The 21,402-nt window shown below is 68.7% G+C and carries 21 protein-coding genes; 2 read left to right on the forward strand and 19 right to left on the reverse strand.

The genetic code is table 11. The features are described from left to right. The first annotated feature begins 51 nt into the window (after positions 1 to 51). Positions 52 to 960: a LysR family transcriptional regulator gene (locus CFE50_RS05065; protein ID WP_007158542.1), complete on the forward strand. Its 909-nt coding sequence runs from the start codon at positions 52 to 54 to the stop codon at positions 958 to 960. 3 nt (positions 961 to 963) lie between these two features. Here CFE50_RS05065 and madM read toward each other — a convergent pair whose 3' ends face one another. From madM to CFE50_RS05155, 18 genes are all read right to left on the reverse strand, one after another. Continuing rightward, positions 964 to 1,731 carry a malonate transporter subunit MadM gene (madM, locus tag CFE50_RS05070; protein WP_286731966.1) on the reverse strand — a complete coding sequence of 256 codons (768 nt, stop codon included), beginning with the start codon at positions 1,729 to 1,731 and terminating at the stop codon, positions 964 to 966. Positions 1,732 to 1,739: 8 nt separating this feature from the next. Further along, entirely contained in the window at positions 1,740 to 2,144 is a 405-nt protein-coding gene (gene madL, locus CFE50_RS05075; protein ID WP_286731779.1) for a malonate transporter subunit MadL, read from the reverse strand. 117 nt (positions 2,145 to 2,261) lie between these two features. Next, positions 2,262 to 3,197 carry a malonate decarboxylase subunit epsilon gene (gene mdcH, locus CFE50_RS05080; protein ID WP_286731781.1) on the reverse strand — a complete coding sequence of 312 codons (936 nt, stop codon included), beginning with the start codon at positions 3,195 to 3,197 and terminating at the stop codon, positions 2,262 to 2,264. Beyond that, complete coding sequence (locus tag CFE50_RS05085; protein ID WP_286731968.1) at positions 3,194 to 3,883, reverse strand: malonate decarboxylase holo-ACP synthase; 690 nt, start codon at positions 3,881 to 3,883, stop codon at positions 3,194 to 3,196. Before CFE50_RS05085 ends, mdcH begins: the two co-directional genes overlap by 4 nt. 11 nt (positions 3,884 to 3,894) lie before the next feature. Next, the gene (gene mdcE, locus CFE50_RS05090) at positions 3,895 to 4,710 is read right to left on the reverse strand and encodes a biotin-independent malonate decarboxylase subunit gamma (protein ID WP_286731783.1); all 816 of its coding nucleotides are present in this window, start codon (positions 4,708 to 4,710) and stop codon (positions 3,895 to 3,897) included. Further along, on the reverse strand, positions 4,707 to 5,573 hold the full coding sequence (locus CFE50_RS05095) for a biotin-independent malonate decarboxylase subunit beta (RefSeq protein WP_169853781.1): 867 nt from the start codon (positions 5,571 to 5,573) through the stop codon (positions 4,707 to 4,709). Before CFE50_RS05095 ends, mdcE begins: the two co-directional genes overlap by 4 nt. Next, positions 5,566 to 5,880 (reverse strand): malonate decarboxylase subunit delta, encoded by a 315-nt coding sequence (locus CFE50_RS05100; protein ID WP_169853783.1) that lies wholly within the window; start codon positions 5,878 to 5,880, stop codon positions 5,566 to 5,568. Before CFE50_RS05100 ends, CFE50_RS05095 begins: the two co-directional genes overlap by 8 nt. Beyond that, the gene (locus CFE50_RS05105; protein WP_286731787.1) at positions 5,880 to 6,737 is read right to left on the reverse strand and encodes a triphosphoribosyl-dephospho-CoA synthase; all 858 of its coding nucleotides are present in this window, start codon (positions 6,735 to 6,737) and stop codon (positions 5,880 to 5,882) included. Before CFE50_RS05105 ends, CFE50_RS05100 begins: the two co-directional genes overlap by 1 nt. Next, entirely contained in the window at positions 6,737 to 8,413 is a 1,677-nt protein-coding gene (gene mdcA, locus CFE50_RS05110) for a malonate decarboxylase subunit alpha (RefSeq protein ID WP_115945548.1), read from the reverse strand. The genes CFE50_RS05105 and mdcA overlap by 1 nt, the downstream gene beginning before the upstream one ends. A 129-nt stretch (positions 8,414 to 8,542) precedes the next feature. Beyond that, complete coding sequence (locus CFE50_RS05115; protein WP_027599545.1) at positions 8,543 to 9,253, reverse strand: YfdX family protein; 711 nt, start codon at positions 9,251 to 9,253, stop codon at positions 8,543 to 8,545. Between the two features lie 205 nt (positions 9,254 to 9,458). Then, positions 9,459 to 10,817 carry a glucarate dehydratase gene (gene gudD, locus CFE50_RS05120; RefSeq protein ID WP_007158531.1) on the reverse strand — a complete coding sequence of 453 codons (1,359 nt, stop codon included), beginning with the start codon at positions 10,815 to 10,817 and terminating at the stop codon, positions 9,459 to 9,461. A gap of 18 nt (positions 10,818 to 10,835) precedes the next feature. Then, on the reverse strand, positions 10,836 to 12,191 hold the full coding sequence (locus CFE50_RS05125) for an MFS transporter (RefSeq protein WP_027602164.1): 1,356 nt from the start codon (positions 12,189 to 12,191) through the stop codon (positions 10,836 to 10,838). A 148-nt stretch (positions 12,192 to 12,339) separates the two neighbouring features. Continuing rightward, positions 12,340 to 13,374: a LacI family DNA-binding transcriptional regulator gene (locus tag CFE50_RS05130; protein WP_286731794.1), complete on the reverse strand. Its 1,035-nt coding sequence runs from the start codon at positions 13,372 to 13,374 to the stop codon at positions 12,340 to 12,342. Between the two features lie 79 nt (positions 13,375 to 13,453). Beyond that, a complete protein-coding gene (locus CFE50_RS05135) occupies positions 13,454 to 14,368 on the reverse strand; it encodes a hydroxymethylglutaryl-CoA lyase (RefSeq protein ID WP_286731796.1) in 915 nt (304 codons plus the stop codon). Next, positions 14,365 to 16,299, reverse strand: coding sequence for an acetyl/propionyl/methylcrotonyl-CoA carboxylase subunit alpha (locus CFE50_RS05140; protein WP_286731799.1), 1,935 nt, complete (start codon positions 16,297 to 16,299; stop codon positions 14,365 to 14,367). Before CFE50_RS05140 ends, CFE50_RS05135 begins: the two co-directional genes overlap by 4 nt. After that, positions 16,296 to 17,096, reverse strand: a complete 801-nt coding sequence (locus CFE50_RS05145; protein WP_286731801.1) for an enoyl-CoA hydratase-related protein — start codon at positions 17,094 to 17,096, stop codon at positions 16,296 to 16,298. Before CFE50_RS05145 ends, CFE50_RS05140 begins: the two co-directional genes overlap by 4 nt. A 3-nt stretch (positions 17,097 to 17,099) precedes the next feature. Continuing rightward, positions 17,100 to 18,707 carry a carboxyl transferase domain-containing protein gene (locus CFE50_RS05150; protein WP_286731803.1) on the reverse strand — a complete coding sequence of 536 codons (1,608 nt, stop codon included), beginning with the start codon at positions 18,705 to 18,707 and terminating at the stop codon, positions 17,100 to 17,102. 10 nt (positions 18,708 to 18,717) lie between these two features. After that, entirely contained in the window at positions 18,718 to 19,881 is a 1,164-nt protein-coding gene (locus CFE50_RS05155; RefSeq protein ID WP_286731806.1) for an isovaleryl-CoA dehydrogenase, read from the reverse strand. A 367-nt stretch (positions 19,882 to 20,248) separates the two neighbouring features. On the opposite strand from CFE50_RS05155, the gene CFE50_RS05160 reads away from it, so the two are divergent. Then, complete coding sequence (locus CFE50_RS05160; RefSeq protein WP_286731809.1) at positions 20,249 to 21,157, forward strand: LysR family transcriptional regulator; 909 nt, start codon at positions 20,249 to 20,251, stop codon at positions 21,155 to 21,157. A 20-nt stretch (positions 21,158 to 21,177) separates the two neighbouring features. Here the strand turns inward: CFE50_RS05160 and CFE50_RS05165 are convergent, their stop codons facing one another. Continuing rightward, positions 21,178 to 21,402, reverse strand: coding sequence for a DUF2188 domain-containing protein (locus CFE50_RS05165; protein ID WP_007158522.1), 225 nt, complete (start codon positions 21,400 to 21,402; stop codon positions 21,178 to 21,180).

Consider the following 21,402-nt stretch of genomic DNA (forward strand, 5'->3'; position numbering starts at 1 on the left):
CCGCCCATCCGGGCAAGGTGGGCAGCTGTCTCCTACCGCCCGCTGGCCGCCATGTCCGATACCGATGACCTCACCCTGCGCAAGCTGGAGATCTTTCTGGCCTTCATGCGCAGTCGCAACCTGGCGCGGGCCGCCGCCGAGCTGGGAACCAGCCATGTCAGCGTGCACCGCGCCATCCACTCGCTGGAGAACGCCCTGCGCTGTCCGCTGTTCAAGCACGAGGGGCGTACCCTGACGCCGCTGGACGGCGCCTTCGTGCTGGAGGCGCGGGCCGAGCGACTGATGCAGGACCTGGCGGAGACGGTGCGGCTGACCCGGCAGGCGGCGGGCTTCTCGGCCGATCGCTTTCGCCTGGGTGCGCTCTATTCGCTGACGGTCAAGACCGTGCCCCAGCTGATCATGGGCCTCAAGCTCAGGCGCAGCGAACTCAACATCGACCTGGTGCTGGGCTCCAACGCCGATCTCGCCGAGCAACTGCACGACTTCAAGCTGGACGCCATGCTGGTGGCCCTGGACGACGCCGTGGTGGATGCCGATTGCGAGAGCGTCGAGCTGTTCAGCGACGATATCTTCCTGGCCGCGCCCAGCGACTCGCCCTTCGCCGACCAGGCCGAGGTGGACCTGCGCGATCTCGCCGGGGTGCCCTTCGTGACCCTGACCCAGGGCTTCGCCACCTTTCGCGACGGCCGCCAGGTGTTCGCCCAGGCCGGCTTCGAGCCGGAGGTCATCATGCAGGTCAACGACATCTTCTCGCTGATGAGCATGGTCAGCTCCGGGGTGGGCTACGCGCTGCTGCCGGGGCGGGTCGAGGCGGTCTACCAGAACCGCCTCAAGCTGCTGCCCCTGGCGCCGCGCTACCGGCTGCAGCAGCGCATCGGCGCGGTCTTTCTGCGCAGCCGCGAGCGCGATCCCAATCTGCTGGCCTTCGTTGCCGAGTGCCGGATGTACGCACGCGGCTAGTTCTCAACCACCGACGACGGCGCGGGTCGCCAGAAACAACAGCGATGGGCCGAGCAGGCAGCCCAGGGCGGTGTAAAAGGCTGCCGTCAGGCAACCATAGGGCACCAGGCGCGGATCGGTGGCGGCGAGGCCCCCGGCCACACCGCTGGAGGTACCCATCAGGCCGCCAAAGATCACCGCGGTGCGCGGATTGTTCAGGCCGATGTAGGGCGCCAGGAAGGGCGTGGCGATCATCACCACGATGGACTTGACCAGGCCAGCGGCGATGGACAGCGCCATGACATCCGAGCTGGCGCCGATGGCCGCACCGGTGACCGGGCCGACGATATAGGTCACTGCGCCCGCACCTATGGTGGTCAGACTGACCGCGTCGGTGTAGCCGAACGCCAGGGCGATGGCGACCCCGGCGATAAAGGAAGAGAAGACCCCCATCAGCAGGGCGATGACGCCGGCGATACCCGCCTCGCGCAACTCGCGCATGTTGACGCCAAAGGCCGTGGCGGCAATGGCGAAGTCGCGCAGCATGGCGCCGCCGAGCAGGCCCAGGCCACCCAGCAGCGGCAGGTCCACCAGGCCCTTCTGGCCGCCACTGACGACCCCGCCGACATAGGCGAGCAGCAGGCCGAGAAAGATGGCGATGGCCGAGCCGTGCAGGCGCCCGCGGGTGAGCGTGTCGGAGAGCCAGTAGGAGACCCACATGATGACGCCGATGATGGCGAAGGAGGCGATCAAACCGTAGGACTGGGTGGTCTTGCTCAGGGCTTCGATCAGCATGGTGGTCACCGGGCGGTCTGGCTAAGGGGAGCGGGGGTGGCGGGGGTCGGCTTCTTGCGGCCCAGGCGGTCGAGCACCGGCACCAGCGCAAAGGCGATACCCACTGCCGTCAGGCCGGCGAGGATGGCCATGGGGCCGCTGTGCAGGGCGCCCACCACGTTCTGCTGCGCCGCCATGGCGACCACGATGGGGATGTAGATGGCACTCCAGAATTCCACGCCCTGTTCGGTCTTGGGCTTGAGGCCGGTGCCTCGATTGCTGATCCAGCTGCTGAAAAAGATCAGCAGCAACATGGCGATGCCGACCCCGCCGACGTTGGCGGGCACGCCGATGAGCCGGCCCAGGACTTCGCCGACGAAGATGCCGGCCAGGGTGCAGAGGGAGAGTAAAGCGACACCGTAGATGATCATTGTTGTTGTCCTCGGTTGTGCTTGGGGTGGGGGTGAAGCCTGGCACCGCTCTCGCTTTTTACCCCCTATCCCTAGGGGAGAGGGCTGGGGTGAGGGCAGCCGCCGTAGTCGGGATGCTCAATCCAGTCGTGCCGCCTCCTCGCGCCGCAGCGCGTCCAGGGTATCGGGGTGGGTATCCTGCCAGGCCAGCACGCCGCTGGCGGGCAATACGCGCCTGGCCAGCTGGGTGAGCACGCTGCCCGGCGCCAGCTCGATGGCCAGGCGTACGCCGCGCTCGCGCGCGGCTTCCAGGGTGGCGTGCCATTCGATGGGCCGCGCCATGTTGAAGGCCAGGTCGTCGCGCAGCTGCTCGGCGCGCACCAGCCGCCGGGCCGAGGTGCCGCTCAGATAGGCCAGGCGCGGCGCGCGCAGCTCGACGCCGGCGAAGGCCTGCTCCAGGGTCGCGGCGGCCTCCGCCAGCAGCGGGCAATGGGAGGGCACGCTCATGGCCAGGCGTTTGGCCGCCGCCGCGCCCTCGGTGCGCGCCGCCTCGGCCAGCACGGCCAGGCCGGCGTCGCTCCCCGCCACCACGTATTGCTGCTCGGCATTGGCATTGGCCAGGTACAGCGGCGCGTCAGGACGCTGGTGATCAGAGACCAGCTTCTCGACCGCGCCGCGCCCCAGGCCAAGGATCGCCAGCATGCCGTAGCCGGACGGATAGGCTGCCTGCATCAATTCACCGCGGCGGGCCACCAGGCGCAGGGCATCGGCGAAGTCCAGGGCCTCGGCCACTACCGCGGCGGCATAGGCGCCGATGGACAACCCGGCCACCAGTTGCGGCGCCGGTCCGCGATTCAAGAGCAGGCGCGCCGTGGCGACGCCGGCGATCAGCAAGCAGAGCTGCACGGCGCGGGTGTGTTCCAGGGCCTGGGCGGAGTCCAGGTCGAGGGGATCGGTGTCCAGCACCTCAGCGGCTTCCTCCAGCGTCCGCCGGATCTCGGCGTCCTCGGGCAGGGTATGCAACATCCCTGGGCGCTGCGCACCCTGGCCGGGAAACTGGAAGAGGGTACTCATGCGGCGCGCGCCTCCGGCCAGGGATCGCCTACCAGCCGGGGACCGGCAGCGGTCTTGAGCAGCACGTGTGGGGCGCTCCCGGCCCAGTCGGCCAGGGCCACGCCGCCGAGCGGGGTTTCCAGCAGGATGTCCAGACGACACAGCGCTTGCCCTTGCAGGGACACCAGCAAGGCCCGCGCCTGGTCGCGCGGCAGCGGAGCGGCGCAGCGGATCAGCAAATCCAGATCGCTCCCGGCATGCAGCGCCGGCCAGCCGGAGGCCAATTCATAACCCGCGGCGCCGGTGGGCCCCCAGGGCAGCCCCAGGTCGTCCAGCCGGGTTTGCAGGCGGGCAAAGGTGTCGAGGGGGGGTAGATCCCGGCAACCGTTTGTGATCCGCAGCTCTTCGGGAGACCGCCGCTGCAATACGGCAGCAGGCTGCAGCCAAGCCGCTAGCCGCTCGGCGCGGATGGTGCCACGTAGGCCGACGGGGATGCGGCCGGCCTCGGGTGCGGTTCGGCGCACCACCACGGGCAGGCCAGTCTGAGCGATCTGGTGGGCCCAGAGTGGAGCGTGCAAGGGCAAGGCGTCCGGGGGCAGGCCCCAGAGGAGGTCGTGGGGGCGGTGTTGGGCTTCGCTGCGCTCAACCCAACCTACGAAAGTGTCCCGTAGGTTGGGTTGAGCGCCAGCGAAGCCCAACGGGCCCATCCGCTCGCTCATCACGCCTTCCAAACTGCCCGCAGGCGTTCGCGCACCTCGCGAGAGGCCGCGCGATTGGCGCCATCCAGCCGCAGCCTGAGATCGGTGGCTCCGCTGGCCAGCACATCCGCCTGGGCGTCGGCCAGGGCCTGGCGCACCTGCTGCACATCTTCGGCCGAGGGCTGGCCGGGCTGGGCCACTTCCAGCTGGCGCCAGAGCAGGCCCAGGGAGGCATAGCTGTCCAGGTCATAGGCCATGGGTGGAATGTCGGCCGCCAGGCGTTCCAGGTCCTCGACGCTACGCAGGGTGACCCGCGCCGCCGAGGCCTTGCCCATGGCATGCACCTGCACCTGGGGATCGCGCAGGGCCAGCAGCCGATTGGCCTGGTAGCCATGGGCGAGAAAGCCGCCGGACATGGCCTTGCCCACCAGCAGCCCCAGCACCGGGTGCCCGGCCAGACGCGCCTCGGCATAAGCCCCGGCGGCCCCGGCCAGGGCCTGGTGGATGCCATAGGCTTCCTCGCGGCGCCCATAGGCCTGGCTGGGCACGTCCACCAGGGCGATCAGGGTGCGTTTCATCTCAGCGCCACCATCCTCGGCGATGGCCTGTTGGATGGCCCGGGCCAGGCCCCAGCCCTCCAGCAGGCCCACCTCGCCCTGACGGGCGCGGGGAAAGGGATTTTCGGCATCCGCTACCACCGCCAGCCAGCGCGCGGGGCGTCCGGCCAGTTCGAAGTCGGCGACGCGCAGGGAGGCGGGCAGGCCGGTGACGGCCTCGCCCTGACCGGCCAAGGCCTGGAACCAGGTCAGGCCGCGTTGCGAAGGCTGGGTGCTCATGGCTGGTCTCCGGCATAGAGGTGGCGAACCGCGGCGGCGTCCGCTTGGGGACGGGTGTCGAGATCGGCAAGACGCGTCAGATAGTGTTCGGCCTGCTGGCTGCGCAAGGCGCCGGCAACGCCCCGGGTGAAGCCCTGGCGGATGGCGGCGGTCACGGCGGCGCTGTCGTCAGCGACGAAGACATCGGCCAGGCCCGTGGCGACCCGTTGCTCGCCGCCGGTCAGGCTCCAGATGAAGGGGCGGTCGCGGGAGTCGTATTCCTCGATGCCGGCTTCCTGCTCGATCACCTGGGGTCCGTTGAGGCCCAGTCGCGCCTCGCGGGTGACGATCAGCTGACTGCATAGCCCCGCGGCGATGGACATGCCACCAAAGCAGCCGACGCTGCCGGCGATGACACCGATCACCGGCTGGTGGCTGCGCAAGGCGACGATGGCCGCCTGGATCTCGGCGATGGCCGCCAGCCCCAGGTTGGCTTCCTGCAGCCGTACACCGCCGGTTTCCAGCAGCAGCACGGCGCGGGTCGGGGTGCCGGAGAGGTTGTCTTCCAGGGCCAATTCCAGCGCCCCGGCGATCTTGGCGCCGCCCACTTCGCCCATGCTGCCGCCCTGGAAGGCACCTTCGATGGCGCAGACCACCGCCGGCTGGCCGTCGATCAGCCCCTTGGCCACCACCACGCCGTCATCGGCCTGGCAGACGATGCCCTGCCTGGGCAGCCAGGGCGACATCAGCCGCTCGAAGGGCCCGACCAACTCGCGAAAGCTACCGGCGTCGAGCACCGTGCGCGCCCGTTCGCGGGCACCGAGTTCGACGAAGCTGCGGCTGTGCAGCAATTCCTGCACGTCGGGAAGGGTGGCTTCAGCCATGGGCGGCTTCCTCCAGGTCGAGGGTTTCCAGACCTTGCTCCAGGCGCAGGCGCACCACGCCGGGGGTGGCGCCGAAGTCGTGGATGTCCAGGGTCAGGGCCGGCAGGTCGTTACGGGCGGCGAACAGCCGGTCGAAGAGGGCGCGCCAGCGCGGTTCGCTGCCATTGACCGAGGTGGTCACCCTGAGGGTGAAGTCGGCGTTGGCGGGTTCGAGGAGGACTTCGAGATCCCCCGAGCCGACGCAACCCACCAGGGCCCGACACCGGCGGCGCTGGCTGGCCGGATAGCTGCAGCTGAAATGTTCCATCAGAGGTCTCCAGGGAGCCGTGGCTCCAGGCGATCGACGAGAAGGGTGGCGGCCAGGAGATCGGCGGCGCCCCCGGGAGAGGCGTTGGCGGCCAGCAACTGGCGATCCAGCAACAACAGCTGGCGGCGCCCGGCGAGGCTGGCGCTGCCACCGGCGTCCAGTACCGCCTGGGCACCCTGGTGCATGGCGCTGAGTGCGGCGAGGCCGCCGCGGTGCAGCACGCAGGTGTCGTCCAGCCGGGTCATGATCGCCAGCAGGGCATCCAGGCGGGCGTTCTGCTCGCCGGCACCCGCCTGGCGGCTGGCGCGCAGTTTTGGCAGGCCGCGCTGGTGGATGGCTGGAAAGCCCGCGGCGGCTTCGGCCCGGGCGCCGCCGACGCCATAGCGCTGGGCGACACGCTGGCCATGGCTGGGCGCAGTGTTGGGTGCGTCCGGATCGGGCTGGCTGGCCAGGCGCCCGGCGGCTAGGCACAGCGCCTGCGCCGAGCCAGGCCGCGCCTGCACGGCCGCCGTCACCAGCAGCCCCAGCGCCCAGATGGCGCCGCGATGGGTGTTGACGCCACCGGTCACGCTCAGCATCGCGGCTTCGCCATCGCGACCCAGGCGGCCGATCAGGCGGCGCAGGTCGGCCGCGGGCAGCCCCAGCTCGGCGGCTTCGGCCATGGCCTGGAAGCAGGGCCTCAGCGCCTGGGCGGAGGTCAGCATCAGGCCAAGGCTGAGGTCCTGGTGGGCACCCTGGCCGCGACGATCCACCAGGGCCGGCTTGGGTGAGAGTTCGGCTTCGTCGACCAGGGCCGTCACGGCCAGGTCGGCCAGGCGTTCGGCGGGAGGCGGGGCAAGACGGGCGAGGGCGGGCATCACCAGCTCCTGAATTTGGCCGGGGGTTGATAGAGGCCGCCGGACCATTCCACCAGTTCGCCGATGCTCTTGGCGGCGAGCAATTCGCGACTGGCGTCGGTGCGGCGGATGCCGAGGTCCTCGGGCAGCGCGACCAGGCCTTCCTGGCGCAGCCGCCGCGCTTCGGCCGGATCGCTGCGCAGACCGATGGCGGTGACCCCGGCCACGGCGGCGATCATCGCCCGGCGCTCTTCCAGGGAGCGGGCGCGGTAGAGATAGGCGATGCCTTCCTCGGTGAGCAGGTGGGTCACGTCGTCGCCATAGACCATGATGGGCGCCAGCGGCATGCCGCTCTTGCGCGCCACCTCCACGGCATCCAGGGTGTCGACGAAGGTGGGTTTGCCGCCTTCCTGGAAGGTCTCGACCATCTGCACCACCAGCTTCTTGCCGCGCTCCAGCAGCGCCGGGGCGCTGTCGCCCGTCTGTTGGCGCATGTCCAGCCAGGCTGGGGTGGGATGGCGGCGGCCGCGCGGGTCATGACCCATGTTGGGCGCGCCGCCGAAGCCGGCCAGGCGCCCGCGGGTCACGGTGGAGGAATGGCCATCGCCGTCCACCTGCAGGGTGGCGCCGATGAAGAGGTCGACGGCGTACTGACCAGCCAGCTGGCACAGCAGGCGGTTGGATCGCAGCGAGCCGTCGCGACCAGTAAAGAAGATATCCGGGCGCTGGGCGATGTAGCCCTCCATGCCCAGCTCGGTGCCGAAGCAGTGCACGCTTTCCACCCAGCCGCTCTCGATGGCCGGGATCAGCGTGGGGTGGGGATTGAGCGTCCAGTGCCGGCAGATCTTGCCCTTGAGTCCCAGGCGCTCGCCGTAGGTGGGCAGGATCAGTTCGATGGCCGCGGTGTTGAAACCGATGCCGTGGTTGAGCGACTGCACCTGGTGGCGCTCGTAGATGCCGCGGATGGCCATCATCGCCATGAGCACGTGCACCGGCTTGATATGGCGCGGATCGCGGGTGAACAGGGGTTCGATATAGAAGGGCCGGTCGGCCACCACCACGAAATCCACCCAGTCCGCGGGGATGTCGACCCGCGGCAACTCGGACACGTCGTCCACCAGCTGGTTGACCTGGACGATGACGATGCCGTCGCTGAAGGCCGCCGGCTCGATCAGCGCTGGGCTGTCCTCGGTGCTGGGGCCGGTGTAGATGTTGCCGGCGCGGTCGGCCATGAAGCCGGCACTGAGCACCACCTTGGGGATGAGGTCCACCAGCAGCCGGGCGTAGAGTTCGATGTAGGTGTGGATGGCGCCCACTTCCAGCAACCCGTCTTCCAGCAGCTGACTGATCCTCAGGCTCTGGGTGCCGGCAAAGGAGAAGTCCAGCTTGCGGGCGATGCCGCGTTCGAAGAGATCCAGGTGCTCGGCGCGACCGACGCTGGGCATGATCATGTGCAGGTCATGCAGCCGGGCCGGATCGACCTGGGCGAGACTGCGGGAGAGGAAATCGGCCTGCTTCTGGTTGTTGCCTTCCAGCACCACCCGGTCGCCGGGGGCGAGCAGCTGTTCCAGGGCCGCGACGATGGATGCGGTGGGCAGCACCTTGCCATCGGCCAGCGCGGCCACCCGGTCCAGGCGCTGCTGCTTGTCACCGCGGCGCCTGGCGATCCGAGCCGGTGGGTGGGATGTCGTTGTCATTGGAGTCTCCACGAATCACCTGTCGTGGAGTCACCCTAGACCTCGCCTCCCTGGCGTTCAATCAACCTGAAGGCGGAATCGTTACGCTGAAGTTAACGATCCCACCTGCATCAGGCCGCCGCGACCGGCTCAGGTCTTGTCGACCGGGGTGAACACCGTGGTGGTCTTGGAGAACCAGCCGGTGGGGGTCACGTCGACGTTGGCGTTGTCATATCTCAGGCTGTTTTGCACCTGCTTGAGCGTCAGGTTGGCCTGCCAGTATTGCTCGTGGCCCAGCTCCTGATTGGCCCGGTGCACCAGATCCAGGGTTTCCTGGGCCGGCAGCACGGCGGTGGAGTAGTCGACGTCGACGCCGGCCACCTTGAGGATCTCGCCGGCGGCCTTGGTATCGCCCTGCTGGATCTTCTCGTTGGCCTGGACCACGGCCTGGTTCTTGGCCGGGGTGGCGACATAGTCGTCACGCAGCGCCATGCCGCTCCAGATCGGCAGCCAGGACGTGGCCTTGGCGTCCTGCGCGGAGACCTGCATGAGTTTGCCGTCCTGACCGCGCAGGTCCCTGGCCGACTTGAGGTAGGCGGTCTTGTCGGTCTGGGCGGTCTGCAGCGCGCTCTCGGCGGCGGCCAGGTGCTGCTTGGCCTGATCGACATGGGCCTCGAAGAGGTCCTGGCGGGCGGCGACCACGTCCATGAAGGCCTGCTGTCCCTGCTGGGAGATCGCCGGCAGGGTGGCGACCTGCTGGGTGGCGATGTCGGGTCGGGTGTCGGCCAGGGCGGCGGTGGAAAACACCGAGGCGATGGTCAGGACGAGGAGGCTCTTGGCGATACGACGATTGAGGTTCATGTGCTTCTCCCGGATACGAAAGTAACTGGAACCGCGGGGGTATCGGGCAGGGTTGCGAGATACCTTGGGGTCAGTGTCCATCCGGTGAGCTTAACGAACGCTTAGCAGGCTATCGGTAGGTGTAATTCCAGGTGTCGGACGCTGGAACGGAAACAGCGCCCGCCCCGGAGAGTCCGGAGCGGGCGCTGTTGGCGGGCCGAAGGGCCTAGCGCACCAGGCAGGGCTTCTTGTTATCGAAGGTCCAGTTGGGCGAGAGGAATTGCATGGCCATGGCGTCGTCGCGCGCGCCGAGGCCCTTGGCCTTGTACAGCTCGTGGGCGCGGGCCAGGGCGTCCAGGTCCAGCTCCACGCCCAGGCCACCCTGCTGCGGCACCGCCACCAGGCCGCCCTTGATTTCCAGCGGTTGCCTGGTCAGGCGCTGGCCGTCCTGCCAGATCCAGTGGGTGTCGATGGCAGTGATCTTGCCCGGCGCCGCGGCGGCGACGTGGGTGAACATGGCCAGGGAGATGTCGAAGTGGTTGTTGGAGTGCGAACCCCAGGTCAGGCCCCAGTCGTTGCACATCTGCGCCACCCGCACCGAGCCCTGCAGGGTCCAGAAGTGCGGATCGGCCAGGGGGATGTCCACCGATTGCAGCTGGATGGCGTGACCCATCTGGCGCCAGTCGGTGGCGATCATGTTGGTGGCGGTGGGCAGGCCGGTGGCGCGGCGGAATTCGGCCATCACCTCGCGTCCGGAATAGCCGTTCTCGGCGCCACAGGGATCCTCGGCATAGGCCAGGACGTGGTGCTGGTCGCGGCACAGGCGGATGGCTTCCTTGAGCGACCAGGCGCCGTTGGGGTCCAGGGTCACGCGCGCCTCGGGGAAGCGCTCGGCCAGGGCGGTGACCGCCTCGATCTCGGCGTCGCCGCTGAGTACGCCGCCCTTGAGCTTGAAGTCCTTGAAGCCGTAACGGTCATAGGCCGCCTCGGCCAGGCGCACCACGGTCTCGGGGGTCAGGGCCTCTTCGTTGCGCACGCGAAACCAGGCGTCGTCGCTCTCGGCTTCGCTGCGGTAGTCCAGGGTGGTCTTGTTGCGGTCGCCGACATAGAACAGGTAGCCGAGCATCTCTACGGCGTCGCGCTGCTGGCCTTCGCCGAGCAGGGCCGCCACCGGCACCTCCAGGTGCTGGCCGAGCAGGTCGAGCAGGGCGGCTTCCAGGGCGGTGACGGCGTGGATGGTGATGCGCAGGTCGAAGGTCTGCAGGCCACGGCCGCTGGCATCGCGACCGGCGAAGGCCTGGCGGACCTGGCCGAGGATGCGCTGGTACTGCCCCAGCGGCTGGCCGATGAGGAATTGGCGGGCGTCTTCCAGCGTCTGGCGGATGCTCTCGCCGCCGGGCACCTCGCCGACGCCGGTGCGGCCGGCGCTGTCCTTGAGGATCAGCACGTTGCGGGTGAAGTAGGGGCCATGGGCGCCGCTCAGGTTGAGCAGCATGCTGTCCTGGCCGGCGACGGGCACGACTTCCAGCGAGGTGACCACCGGGGTGCCGGTGTGCAGGGCGGGGGTGGCGTTGAATTGGGTCATGGTCGGGCTCCTTGGCGATCAGCGAGAGGTTTCAGCGGCGAGCGGGGCTTCGGCAGGCGGCGTGGGCACGCCGCGCAACTCGACGCGCTTGATCTCGCCGACGACGAACAGGTAACTGATGGCGGCCACCAGGGCATTGGCACCGACGAACACCAGGGCCATCTTGAAGGAACCGGTGGCGGCGATGATGTAGCCGATGATGATCGGGGTGGTGATGGACGACAGGTTGCCGATGGTGTTGAACAGGCCACCGGAGAGGCCGGCGATCTGCTTGGGCGAGGTGTCGGAGACCACCGCCCAGCCCAGGGCACCGATGCCCTTGCCGAAGAAGGCCATGGCCATGAAGCCCACCACCATCCAGTCGGCGTCGACGTAGTTGCAGAGGATCATGCTCATCGACAGCAGCATGCCGGCGACGATGGGGGTCTTGCGCGCCACGCTCAGGCTGCTGCCGCGACGCAGCAGCCAGTCGGAGATCACCCCGCCGAGCACGCCGCCGATGAAGCCGCAGATGGCCGGCAGGGAGGCGATGATGCCGGCCTTGAGGATGGTCATGCCGCGTTCCTGCACCAGGTACACGGGGAACCAGGTGAGGAAGAAGTAGGTGAGGGCGTTGATGCAGAACTGGCCCAGGTAGATGCCGGCCATCATGCGATTGGTCAGCAGCTGGCCGATGTAGCTCCACTTCGGACCTTCGCTCTTCTTGCCGGGGGTGTCCAGGTCGACCAGGCCGCCGTTGCTGGCGATGTACTCGACCTCGGCGCTGTTGGCGCGGGGATGTTCGCGGGGGCTGTAGATCACCGCCATCCACACCGCCGAGAAGGCGATGCCCAGGGCGCCCATCACCACGAAGACGTGCTGCCAGCCGAAGTGGTAGACGATCCAGCCCATCAGCGGCGCGAACAGCACGGTGGCGAAGTACTGCGCCGAGTTGAAGATGGCCGAGGCGGTACCGCGCTCCTTGGTGGGGAACCAGGCGGCGACGATGCGGGCGTTGCCGGGGAAGGAGGGCGCTTCGGCCAGGCCGACCATGAATCTCAGGGCGAACAGCAGGAACACCGCGGTGCCGATGCCGAATTCACCGATGTAGCCTTGCAGCATGGTGAACACCGACCAGGTGAAGATGCTCGCCGCATAGACCTTCTTCGACCCGAAGCGATCGAGCAGCCAGCCGCCGGGGATCTGGCCGAGCACATAGGCCCAGCCGAAGGCGGAGAAGATGTAGCCGAGGGAGACGGCACTGATGCCGAGGTCTTTTTGCAGGGCGGAGCCGGCGATGGAGATGGTGGCGCGGTCGGCATAGTTGATCGTGGTCACCACGAACAGCATGAACAGGATCAGATAGCGGACGCGCGTCTGCTTGGTTTCGTGCATGGAGAGCTCCCACTGGTTTGTTTTTGTGTGCGGGCTGACATCGTGTAGCGGGCTTAGGTTGTAAGTCGTCTGACAACGATAGCGTTATCATTAAACAGATAACGCTATCATTCAACCGTTAAATCTGTGGCCGGGCGCAAAAAAGTGACTAGGAGCTCTGCCGCTCGATCAGGGCGAAACCGGTGTCGAGGCTTACCGCAGTTTGATCGCCCGCGAGGCGGTCGAGCAGCGCCTGGGCGACGCGCTGGCCCATGGCATCGGCATTGACGCTGACCGTGGACAGCGCCGGGGTGGCGAAGCGGCCGTTGGTGGTGTCGCCGAAGCCGACCACCGCCAGCTGTTCGGGGATGCGCAGGCCGCGGCTGCTGGCTTCGGCGACCACGCCCAGGGCCAGGGTGTCGGAGCTGCACAGCACCAGCTCCGGCGGTTCGGGGCGTTCCAGCAGGCGCGCCAGGCCGATGCGGCCGACTTCCCAGGTGGCGGGCAGGGGCAGCACTTCCATGGGCAATTCGGGGATGCCCAGTTCGACCAGGCGGGCCTGCAGAGCCAGGTTGCGGCGCATGGCGCGGGGATCGTCCACCGAGATCACCCCGAAGCGGCGATAGCCGCGGGCGACGAAGTGCTCCGCCAGGGCCACGCCGACCTGCTCGTGGGAAAAGCCCACCTGCATGTCCAGGGCCTCGGCGCTCAGGTCCCAGGCTTCCACCACCGGGATGTTCAGCGCCGCCAGCCGCGCGCGACTCGCCGGGGTGTGCAGGGTGCCGGTGAGGACGATGCCATCGGGGCGGCGGCCGAGGATGGCTTCCAGCAGTTCCTCTTCCTTTGCCGGTGAATAGCCGGTCGGACCGATCAGCGCCTGGTAGCCCGCCGCGGTGAGGCGATCCATGATCGCCTGCACCACGGTGGCATAGATGGAATTGGCGATGGTGGGCAAGAGGATGGCCACCAGCCGGCTCTTGCTGGAGGCCAGGCTGCCCGCCAGGAGATTGGGCACATAGCCCAGTTCCTTGACCACGGCCAGGACATGCTCGCGGGTGGCGGCGCTCACCAGGCTCGGGCGGTGCAGTGCCCGGGACACGGTAATGGGCGACACCCCGGCGGCGAGGGCAACCTCGCGCACGGTGAGGGGCAGCTCGGTGGTGCCATCGAGCTGGGCGAGTTCGCGTCGGGACTTCCTGGCCAAAGCGGGTCCTTGGATGAGAGAGGCTGCCATTATGAGAGCAAGCCCCGGCGGTTGCCATGGGCGCCGGCCAGGGCCCCGGCTAGTCGACCGCTCGCGTTGCCCGGGCGCGGCCGACCCGCGATTGATTGGGGCGACCGAGCAGGGCGGAAACGTCCCGTCCGGCGCGGACCAGTCTCTCCAGGTCGACGCCGGACGCTATGCCCAGGCCATCCAGCAGATAGACCAGGTCCTCGCTGGCGACATTGCCGCTGGCGCCCTGGGCATAGGGACAGCCGCCGAGCCCGGCGACGGAGCTGTCGAACACCGCGACGCCTTCGAGCAGGCTGGCGTAGACGTTGGCCAGGGCCTGGCCGTAGGTGTCGTGGAAATGCCCGGCCAGTTGGCTAAGGGGCACCTCCCGGCCCAGTCGCTGCCAGAGCGCCCGGGTCCGGCCCGGGGTGCCGACGCCGATGGTATCGCCCAGGGAGACCTCGGCGCAGCCCAGCTCCAGCAGTTCGCGGGTCACGCTCGCCACCTGGTCGGTTGCGACCTCGCCATCGTAGGGGCAGCCCAGCACGCAGGACACATAGCCGCGCACCCGGATGCCCGCCGCCCGCGCGCCCTCGACCACGGGCACGAAGCGCGCCAGGCTCTCGGCGATGGAGCAATTGATGTTGCGCTGGGAGAAGCCCTCCGAGGCGGCGGCGAACACGGCGATCTCGTCCACCCCCGCCGCCAGTGCGGCTTCGAAACCTTTCAGGTTGGGCACCAGTACCGAACGCACCACGCCCTCGGGCCGGCCGAGTCCTGCCAGCACCTCGGCGGTCCCGGCCATCTGCGGCACCCAGAGTGGCGAGACGAAGCTGCCCACCTCCAGATGATGCATTCCACTGGCGACCAGCGCCGTGCACAGCTGGATACGCTCGGCGATGCCCAGCGCCTGGGGCTCGTTCTGCAGGCCATCGCGGGGTCCGACCTCGACCAGCCGCACCCGGGACGGCAGGGCATCGCTCATGGTGCCACCTCCTCCAGTTCCACCAGCGGGGCGCCCTCGGCCACCAGCTCGCCCGGGCTACAGAACAGCGCCGCCACCACGCCTGCACGGGGCGCGCGGATGCTGTGCTCCATCTTCATCGCCTCCAGCACCACCAGAGGGGCCCCGGCTTCCACGGCGTCGCCGACGGCCACCGAGACGGCTACCACACTGGCGTTCATCGGCGCGGTAAGACCACCGGCATCCGCCTGGCGCGCGACCTCGGCCAGCGGATCGGCCCAGGTGACGGCTTCGAAACGGTCCTGCCATTCGACAAACAGCGTCGGCCCTCGGCGATGGAGGCGGGCGCTGTGGCGAACGCCGTCCACCTGCCAGTGGAGCCGATCACCGCTCAAAGCGACGGCCAGCGGGTCGACCAGGCTCAGGGTGCGCACCTCGCCACGACAGGCCAGGCGCAGCGCGATGCGCGGTGGTCCACCCAGGCGCCAGCCCTGGCGGGACGCCCAGGGTGACGTGGGATCGGCAGCGGCGGACAGCGTCGCCAGCCAGGCCTGGCCCGCCAGGGTCCAGAAGGCCTCCGGCAGTTCTGCGGGTGCGGGCAGCAAGGCCGCCTGATGCCGCTCGATGAAACCGGTGTCCAGCTCTGCCGCGGCAAAGGCCGGATGGGCGAGCAGGCGCTGCAGGAAGGCGAGGTTGGTGGCGAAGCCGCCCACCGCGGTGTCCTGGAGCATGGCCAGCAACCGCTTGCGCGCCTGTTCGCGGCTGTCGCCCCAGGCGATCAGCTTGGCCAGCATGGGATCGTAGAAGGGCGACACCTCGTCACCTTCCTCCACGCCGCTATCCACTCGTCGCCCGGGACCGGCCGCGGGCTCGTGATAGAGCTGCAGGGTGCCCGAGGCCGGCAGGAAGCCCTGGTCGGTGTCCTCGGCATAGAGGCGCACCTCGATGGCATGGCCGTGCAAGGGCACCTGCGCCTGGGTGACGGGCAGGGGTTCGCCTGCGGCCACGCGCAGCTGCCAGGCCACCAGGTCCAGGCCGGTGATGGCCTCGGTGACCGGGTGCTCCACCTGCAGCCGGGTGTTCATCTCCATGAAGAAAAAGTCGCCACGGGCGTCGAGCAAAAATTCCACGGTGCCGGCGCCGACATAGCCGATGGCCTGGGCCGCCTGCACCGCCGCCTCGCCCATGGCCCGGCGCAATTCGGGCGTGAGACCCGGCGCGGGCGCCTCCTCGATCACCTTCTGGTGGCGGCGCTGGATGGAGCAGTCGCGTTCGTTGAGATAGAGGCAATGGCCGTGCCCATCGGCGAACACCTGGATCTCCACGTGGCGCGGTTGCAGCACGTATTTCTCCACCAGCATCCGCGCATCACCAAAGGCCGAGAGCGCTTCGCGCTGGGCCGAGGCGAGGCCCTCGGCCAGGTCGGCTTCGTGTTCGACGATCTTCATGCCCTTGCCGCCGCCGCCGGCGGTGGCCTTGAGCAGGACCGGATAGCCGATGCGCGCCGCGGCGTCGCGAAAGGTGGCCAGGGACTGGTCCTCGCCGTGATAGCCCGGCACCAGGGGCACCCCGGCATCGGTCATCAGCGCCTTGGCCGCGGACTTGCTGCCCATGGCGCGGATCGCCGCGGCGGGAGGACCGACGAAGACCAGCCCGGCCGCGGCCACCGCCTCGGCGAAGGCGGCATTCTCGGACAGGAAGCCGTAGCCCGGATGGATCGCCTGGGCGCCGGTGGCCAGGGCGGCGGCGATGATGCGCTCGCCCAGCAGATAGCTGTCGGCCGGCTTGGTCCCGCCCAGGTCCACTGCCTGATCGGCCTGGCGCACATGGCGGGCGTCGGCATCGATGGCGCTGTGCACGGCGACGGTACCCAGGCCGAGGGCCTTGGCCGTACGCATCACCCGGCAGGCGATCTCGCCGCGGTTGGCGACGAGCAGACGGTCGAAGGTCATGGCGAGGTCTCCTGCCAGGCGGGACGACGTTTTTCCAGAAAGGCCTGCAGGCCTTCCTGGGCTTCGGGGGTGACGCGCACCTCGGCGATCAGGCCTTCGGTAAAGGAGCGCACCTCGGCGCGGGGTGCGCCCGCGCCCGCGCCGTCCAGCAACCGCTTGCAGGCGCGCAATGCCTGGGGCCCGTTGTCCAGCAGCCGGGCGATCCAGGCCTCGACCAGGGTGTCCAGATCGGCAGCCGGCGCCGTCTCGGTCACCAGGCCCAGTTCGGCGGCGCGTTCGCCGGAAAAGCGCTCCGCGCCGAGCATGTAGCGCCGCGCCATGCGCTCGCCCAGGGCGCGAGTCACGAAGGGCGCGATGACCGCCGGCACCAGGCCGATGCGCACCTCCGACAGGCAGAAGATGGCGTCGCCCGCGGCCAGGGCCAGGTCGCAGCAGCTGACCAGGCCCACCGCGCCGCCAAAGGCCGCGCCCTGGACCACCGCCAGGGTCGGCATCGGCAAGGCCTGCAGGCGATACATCACCTCGGCCAGGCGCTCGGTGTCGGCGCGATTGGCGGCGGCGTCCAGGCGGGCCGCGGCCTGCATCCAGGCGAGGTCGGCGCCAGCGCAGAAGTGCCGCCCGCGACCGCGCAGGAGCAGAAAGCGCACTTGCGGGTCGCTGGCGATCTCCGCGAGCACGGTCCCCAGCTCCGCGATCAGCTGCGCATCCAGGGCATTGTGGCGATCCGGGCGATCGAGCCAGAGGGTGGCGAAGCCGCGTGGATCACGGATCAGTTCCAGGGTGTGGAAGTCAGTCATGGCCTACATCCGGAAGACGCCGAAGGTCGTCGGCTCGAGAGGGGCGTTGAGACTGGCCGACAGGGCCAGGGCGAGGACCTCGCGGGTCTGGGCCGGGTCGACCACCCCGTCGTCCCACAGCCGCGCGCTGGAATAGTGGGCATGGGCCTGGCGTTCGTACTGCTCGACGATGGGGGCCTTGATCCGCGCCGCCTCCTCGTCTTCCAAGGCTTCGCCGGCGCGTTCGGCCTGCTCGCGCTTGACCTGCACCAGCACTCCGGCCGCCTGCTCGGCGCCCATCACGCCGATGCGCGCGTTGGGCCACATCCACAGAAAGCGCGGATCGTAGGCGCGACCGCACATGCCGTAGTTGCCGGCGCCAAAGCTGCCGCCGATGATCACGGTGAACTTGGGCACCCGGGCGCAGGCCACCGCCGTGACCAGCTTGGCGCCGTGCTTGGCGATGCCGCCTTCCTCGTATTTCTTGCCGACCATGAAGCCGGTGATGTTCTGCAGGAACAGCAGCGGGATGCGTCTCTGGCAGGCCAGTTCGATGAAGTGCGCGCCTTTCTGCGCCGATTCGGCGAAGAGGATGCCGTTGTTGCCGAGGATGGCCACCGGATGGCCGTGCAGGTGGGCGAAGCCGCAGACCAGGGTGGTGCCGAATTGCGCCTTGAATTCATCGAAGACGCTGCCGTCCACCAGCCGCGCGATCACCTCGCGCACCTCCAGCGGCTGCTTGGGATCGGCCGGCACCAGGCCGTGCAGTTCCTCGGCCGGATATAGCGGCGCGCTGGGCGTCTTCAACTGCAAGTCGCCCAGCTTGCGCCAGTTGAGGTTGGCGATGCAGCGCCGGGCCAGCGCCAGAGCATGGGCATCGTCTTCGGCGTAGTGATCGGCCACGCCGGAGGTCCGGCAATGGACATCGGCGCCGCCCAGTTCCTCGGCGCTGACCACCTCGCCGGTGGCGGCCTTCACCAGCGGCGGGCCGGCGAGAAAGATGGTGGCCTGCTGGCGCACCATGATGGTCTCGTCGCTCATGGCCGGCACATAGGCGCCACCGGCGGTGCAGGAGCCCATCACCACGGCGATCTGCGGGATGCCCTGGGCGCTCATGGTCGCCTGGTTGAAGAAGATTCGCCCGAAGTGCTCGCGGTCGGGGAAGACGTCCTCCTGGCGCGGCAGGTTGGCGCCGCCGGAATCCACCAGATAGAGGCAGGGCAGCCGATTCTGCAGGGCGATGGCCTGGGCGCGCAGGTGCTTCTTCACCGTGAGCGGATAGTAGGAGCCGCCCTTCACCGTGGCGTCGTTGGCAATGATCATGCACTCGACGCCCTCGATGCGGCCGATGCCGGCCACCACCCCGGCGGCCGGTACCTCTTCCTCGTAGACGTCGAGGGCGGCCAGGGCGCCGATTTCCAGGAAGGGCGAGCCTGGGTCCAGCAACAGATCGATGCGCGCGCGGGGGAGCAGCTTGCCGCGCGCGGTATGGCGCGCCTGGGCCCTGGCCCCGCCGCCTTCGCGGATGCGCGCCAGCAGCCCGTCGAGCCGGGCCAGTTGTTCGGCCATGGCGGCGGCGTTGCGCTGGTAGTCCGGGGTGCGCCGGTTCAGCGTGGAGGTCAGCACGGTCATGGCAGGCTCCTCACCGGGTTTCGTTGAACAGCTCGCGACCGATCAGCATGCGGCGGATCTCGCTGGTGCCGGCGCCGATCTCGTAGAGCTTGGCGTCGCGTAGCAGGCGGCCGGTGGGGTATTCGTTGATGTAGCCGTTGCCGCCGAGGATCTGGATGGCTTCCAGGGCCATCTGGGTGGCCTTCTCGGCGGTGTAGAGGATCACCCCGGCGGCGTCCTTGCGGGTGGTCTCGCCGCGGTCGCAGGCCTGGGCCACGGCATAGAGATAGGCGCGGCTGGCGTTGAGGCCGGTGTAGAGATCGGCCACCTTGCCCTGGATCAGCTGGAATTCGCCGATGCTCTGGCCGAATTGCTTGCGGTCGTGGACATAGGGCAGCACCACGTCCAGGCAGGCCTGCATGATGCCCACCGGGCCGCCGGCGAGGACCACCCGCTCGTAGTCCAGGCCGCTCATCAGCACCTTGACCCCGCCATTGACCTGGCCCAGCACGTTGTCTTCCGGCACCTCCACGTCGTCGAAGAACAACTCGCAGGTGTTGGAGCCGCGCATCCCCAGCTTGTCGAACTTGCTGCCGCGGCTGAAGCCTTTCCAGTCACGCTCGACGATGAAGGCGGTGATGCCGTGGGCCGCCTTTTCCGGTTCGGTCTTGGCGTAGATGACATAGGTGTGGGCATCGGGCCCGTTGGTGATCCAGGTCTTGCTGCCATTGAGCACATAGCGATCGCCGCGGCGTTCGGCGCGCAACTTCATGGAGACCACGTCCGAGCCGGCGTTGGGTTCGCTCATGGCCAGGGCGCCGATGTGCTCGCCGCTGACCAGCCGGGGCAGGTAGCGAGCCTTCTGCGCGGCGCTGCCATTGCGGTGGATCTGGTTGACGCAGAGATTGGAGTGGGCGCCATAGGACAGGGCCACCGAAGCCGAGCCGCGGCTGATCTCTTCCATGGCCACCGCATGGGCCAGGTAGCCGAGTCCCGCGCCGCCGTATTCCTCGCCCACGGTGATGCCGAGCAGCCCCAGGTCACCAAAGGTGCGCCAGAGATCCATGGGAAAGCTGTTGCTGGCATCGATCTCGCCCGCGCGGGGCGCCACCTCCCGGACGACCAGGGTGCGCACCTGATCGCGCAAGAGATCGAGGGTCTCGCCCAGGGCGAAGTTGAGACTCGGGTAGCTCATGGGGTCACCTGTTGTCTGGATTGTCGGGTGCGAGCGGTCAGCCGATCAGGCGCGCACGGGGCGACTGCCAGGCACGGCGCGGAGCGGAAAGGGACAGGGCGGGGCTGTGTCATCGGCCAGGCGCGGGCGTGGCCCGGAAGCAGCAGCCGCAAGGACGTCGGGCAGGACCGCCGACGGCTGGGCAAGGGTGCGCTCGACGCGCGGGTGCGGAACGCGGGCGCCAGGGCGCTCATGGTCCGTCCTCCTGTTCATTGTTCTTGTCGTGGCGACCGCGAGAGGAAGGCGGCGCGCCTGTGCCTCTGAGTCTAGGAGGAGAAATGCGCTATCGTGAAACGATAAAAATAGAATCCAGGTATTGGAAAATCAGATGGCACTGCTCAAGGACATCTCGATGCGGCAACTGCGCTATTTCGTCGCCGCGGCGGAAAACAGCCAGTTCTCCCTGGCCGCCAGCGCGGTCAACGTCAGCCAGTCGGCGGTCACCACGGCGGTCAGCCAGTTGGAGGCGAGGCTCGCCGTGCGGCTGTTCGAGCGCCTGCCCCACGGCGTCAAGCTCACCGCCGAGGGCCACCAGTTCTATCACCATGCCCGGCACATCCTCGACACCCTGCAGGACGCCGTCAGCCAGCCGCTGTTCCAGAGCCATGCCCTGACTGGCCAGGCGCGGGTCGGCGCCTCCTATGCCGTGCTCGGCTACTACCTGCCGACCCTGCTGGCACGCTTCAAGCGCAGCTATCCGCAGATCGACATCGACCTGCGCGACATGGACCGACCTAGTATTGAAGCCGGCATCACCGACGGCACCCTGGAGCTGGGGCTCACCGTCATCTCCAACGTCGACGCCACCCAGCCCTTCGAACGTCACCTGCTGATGCGCTCGCCGCGTCAGCTCTGGCTGCCCAGCGCCCATCCGCTGCTGGCGCCGGAGCGCGTCACCCTGGCCGACATCGCCCCCTATCCCTACATCCTCGCCACGGTGGACGAAGGCGAGACCTCGACCCTGCGCTACTGGCGCGCGGCGGGCCTGGAGCCCAATGTGGTGTTCAAGACCTCGTCCATGGAATCCCTGCGCGGCCTGGTCGCCCACGGCTTCGGCGTGACCATCCTCTCCGACATGCTCTATCGCGGCTGGTCGCTGGAAGGCCGCAAGCTGGAAGCCCGCCCCGTGGCCGATGCCATCCCGCCCATGGAGCTGGGCCTGATCTGGAGTCCCGAGGAGCGCCTGGGCACTGGCGCTCAGGCGTTTCGGCAATTCCTGGTGTCGGCGGCGGGGTAGCGGGGCGAGGCGCGTCGGCCTCAGCCCTTGGACTGCGCCGGATCCGCACTGCGTGGATAGGTGCGCTCTTCCTCGATGCGGCCATCCGCGGTGTGGATCTTGACGCTGCCGGTCTTGCCGTCCAGATATTGCGCGGCCTGGTGGACGATGGCGTCCTTGGTCGAGGCCTTGAGCAGGGCGCGATCGCCGTGCTCTTCCTTGAATTCCCAGCCGGTATCGGTAGGTAGGATGTGGTAGTTCTGCAT

Source organism: Pseudomonas sp. PGPPP4 (assembly GCF_002256045.1).
GTDB lineage: Bacteria > Pseudomonadota > Gammaproteobacteria > Pseudomonadales > Pseudomonadaceae > Chryseomonas > Chryseomonas oryzihabitans.

What these genes read in the sequence shown, in the direction of transcription:
- CFE50_RS05065 (WP_007158542.1), top strand. Translation starts at nt 52, where the DNA reads ATGTCCGATACCGATGACCTCACCCTGCGCAAGCTGGAGATCTTTCTG.
- madL (WP_286731779.1), bottom strand. Translation starts at nt 2,144, where the DNA reads ATGATCATCTACGGTGTCGCTTTACTCTCCCTCTGCACCCTGGCCGGC.
- mdcH (WP_286731781.1), bottom strand. Translation starts at nt 3,197, where the DNA reads ATGAGTACCCTCTTCCAGTTTCCCGGCCAGGGTGCGCAGCGCCCAGGG.
- CFE50_RS05085 (WP_286731968.1), bottom strand. Translation starts at nt 3,883, where the DNA reads ATGGGCCCGTTGGGCTTCGCTGGCGCTCAACCCAACCTACGGGACACT.
- mdcE (WP_286731783.1), bottom strand. Translation starts at nt 4,710, where the DNA reads ATGAGCACCCAGCCTTCGCAACGCGGCCTGACCTGGTTCCAGGCCTTG.
- CFE50_RS05095 (WP_169853781.1), bottom strand. Translation starts at nt 5,573, where the DNA reads ATGGCTGAAGCCACCCTTCCCGACGTGCAGGAATTGCTGCACAGCCGC.
- CFE50_RS05100 (WP_169853783.1), bottom strand. Translation starts at nt 5,880, where the DNA reads ATGGAACATTTCAGCTGCAGCTATCCGGCCAGCCAGCGCCGCCGGTGT.
- CFE50_RS05105 (WP_286731787.1), bottom strand. Translation starts at nt 6,737, where the DNA reads ATGCCCGCCCTCGCCCGTCTTGCCCCGCCTCCCGCCGAACGCCTGGCC.
- mdcA (WP_115945548.1), bottom strand. Translation starts at nt 8,413, where the DNA reads ATGACAACGACATCCCACCCACCGGCTCGGATCGCCAGGCGCCGCGGT.
- CFE50_RS05115 (WP_027599545.1), bottom strand. Translation starts at nt 9,253, where the DNA reads ATGAACCTCAATCGTCGTATCGCCAAGAGCCTCCTCGTCCTGACCATC.
- gudD (WP_007158531.1), bottom strand. Translation starts at nt 10,817, where the DNA reads ATGACCCAATTCAACGCCACCCCCGCCCTGCACACCGGCACCCCGGTG.
- CFE50_RS05125 (WP_027602164.1), bottom strand. Translation starts at nt 12,191, where the DNA reads ATGCACGAAACCAAGCAGACGCGCGTCCGCTATCTGATCCTGTTCATG.
- CFE50_RS05135 (WP_286731796.1), bottom strand. Translation starts at nt 14,368, where the DNA reads ATGAGCGATGCCCTGCCGTCCCGGGTGCGGCTGGTCGAGGTCGGACCC.
- CFE50_RS05140 (WP_286731799.1), bottom strand. Translation starts at nt 16,299, where the DNA reads ATGACCTTCGACCGTCTGCTCGTCGCCAACCGCGGCGAGATCGCCTGC.
- CFE50_RS05145 (WP_286731801.1), bottom strand. Translation starts at nt 17,096, where the DNA reads ATGACTGACTTCCACACCCTGGAACTGATCCGTGATCCACGCGGCTTC.
- CFE50_RS05150 (WP_286731803.1), bottom strand. Translation starts at nt 18,707, where the DNA reads ATGACCGTGCTGACCTCCACGCTGAACCGGCGCACCCCGGACTACCAG.
- CFE50_RS05155 (WP_286731806.1), bottom strand. Translation starts at nt 19,881, where the DNA reads ATGAGCTACCCGAGTCTCAACTTCGCCCTGGGCGAGACCCTCGATCTC.
- CFE50_RS05160 (WP_286731809.1), top strand. Translation starts at nt 20,249, where the DNA reads ATGGCACTGCTCAAGGACATCTCGATGCGGCAACTGCGCTATTTCGTC.
- CFE50_RS05165 (WP_007158522.1), bottom strand. Translation starts at nt 21,402, where the DNA reads ATGCAGAACTACCACATCCTACCTACCGATACCGGCTGGGAATTCAAG.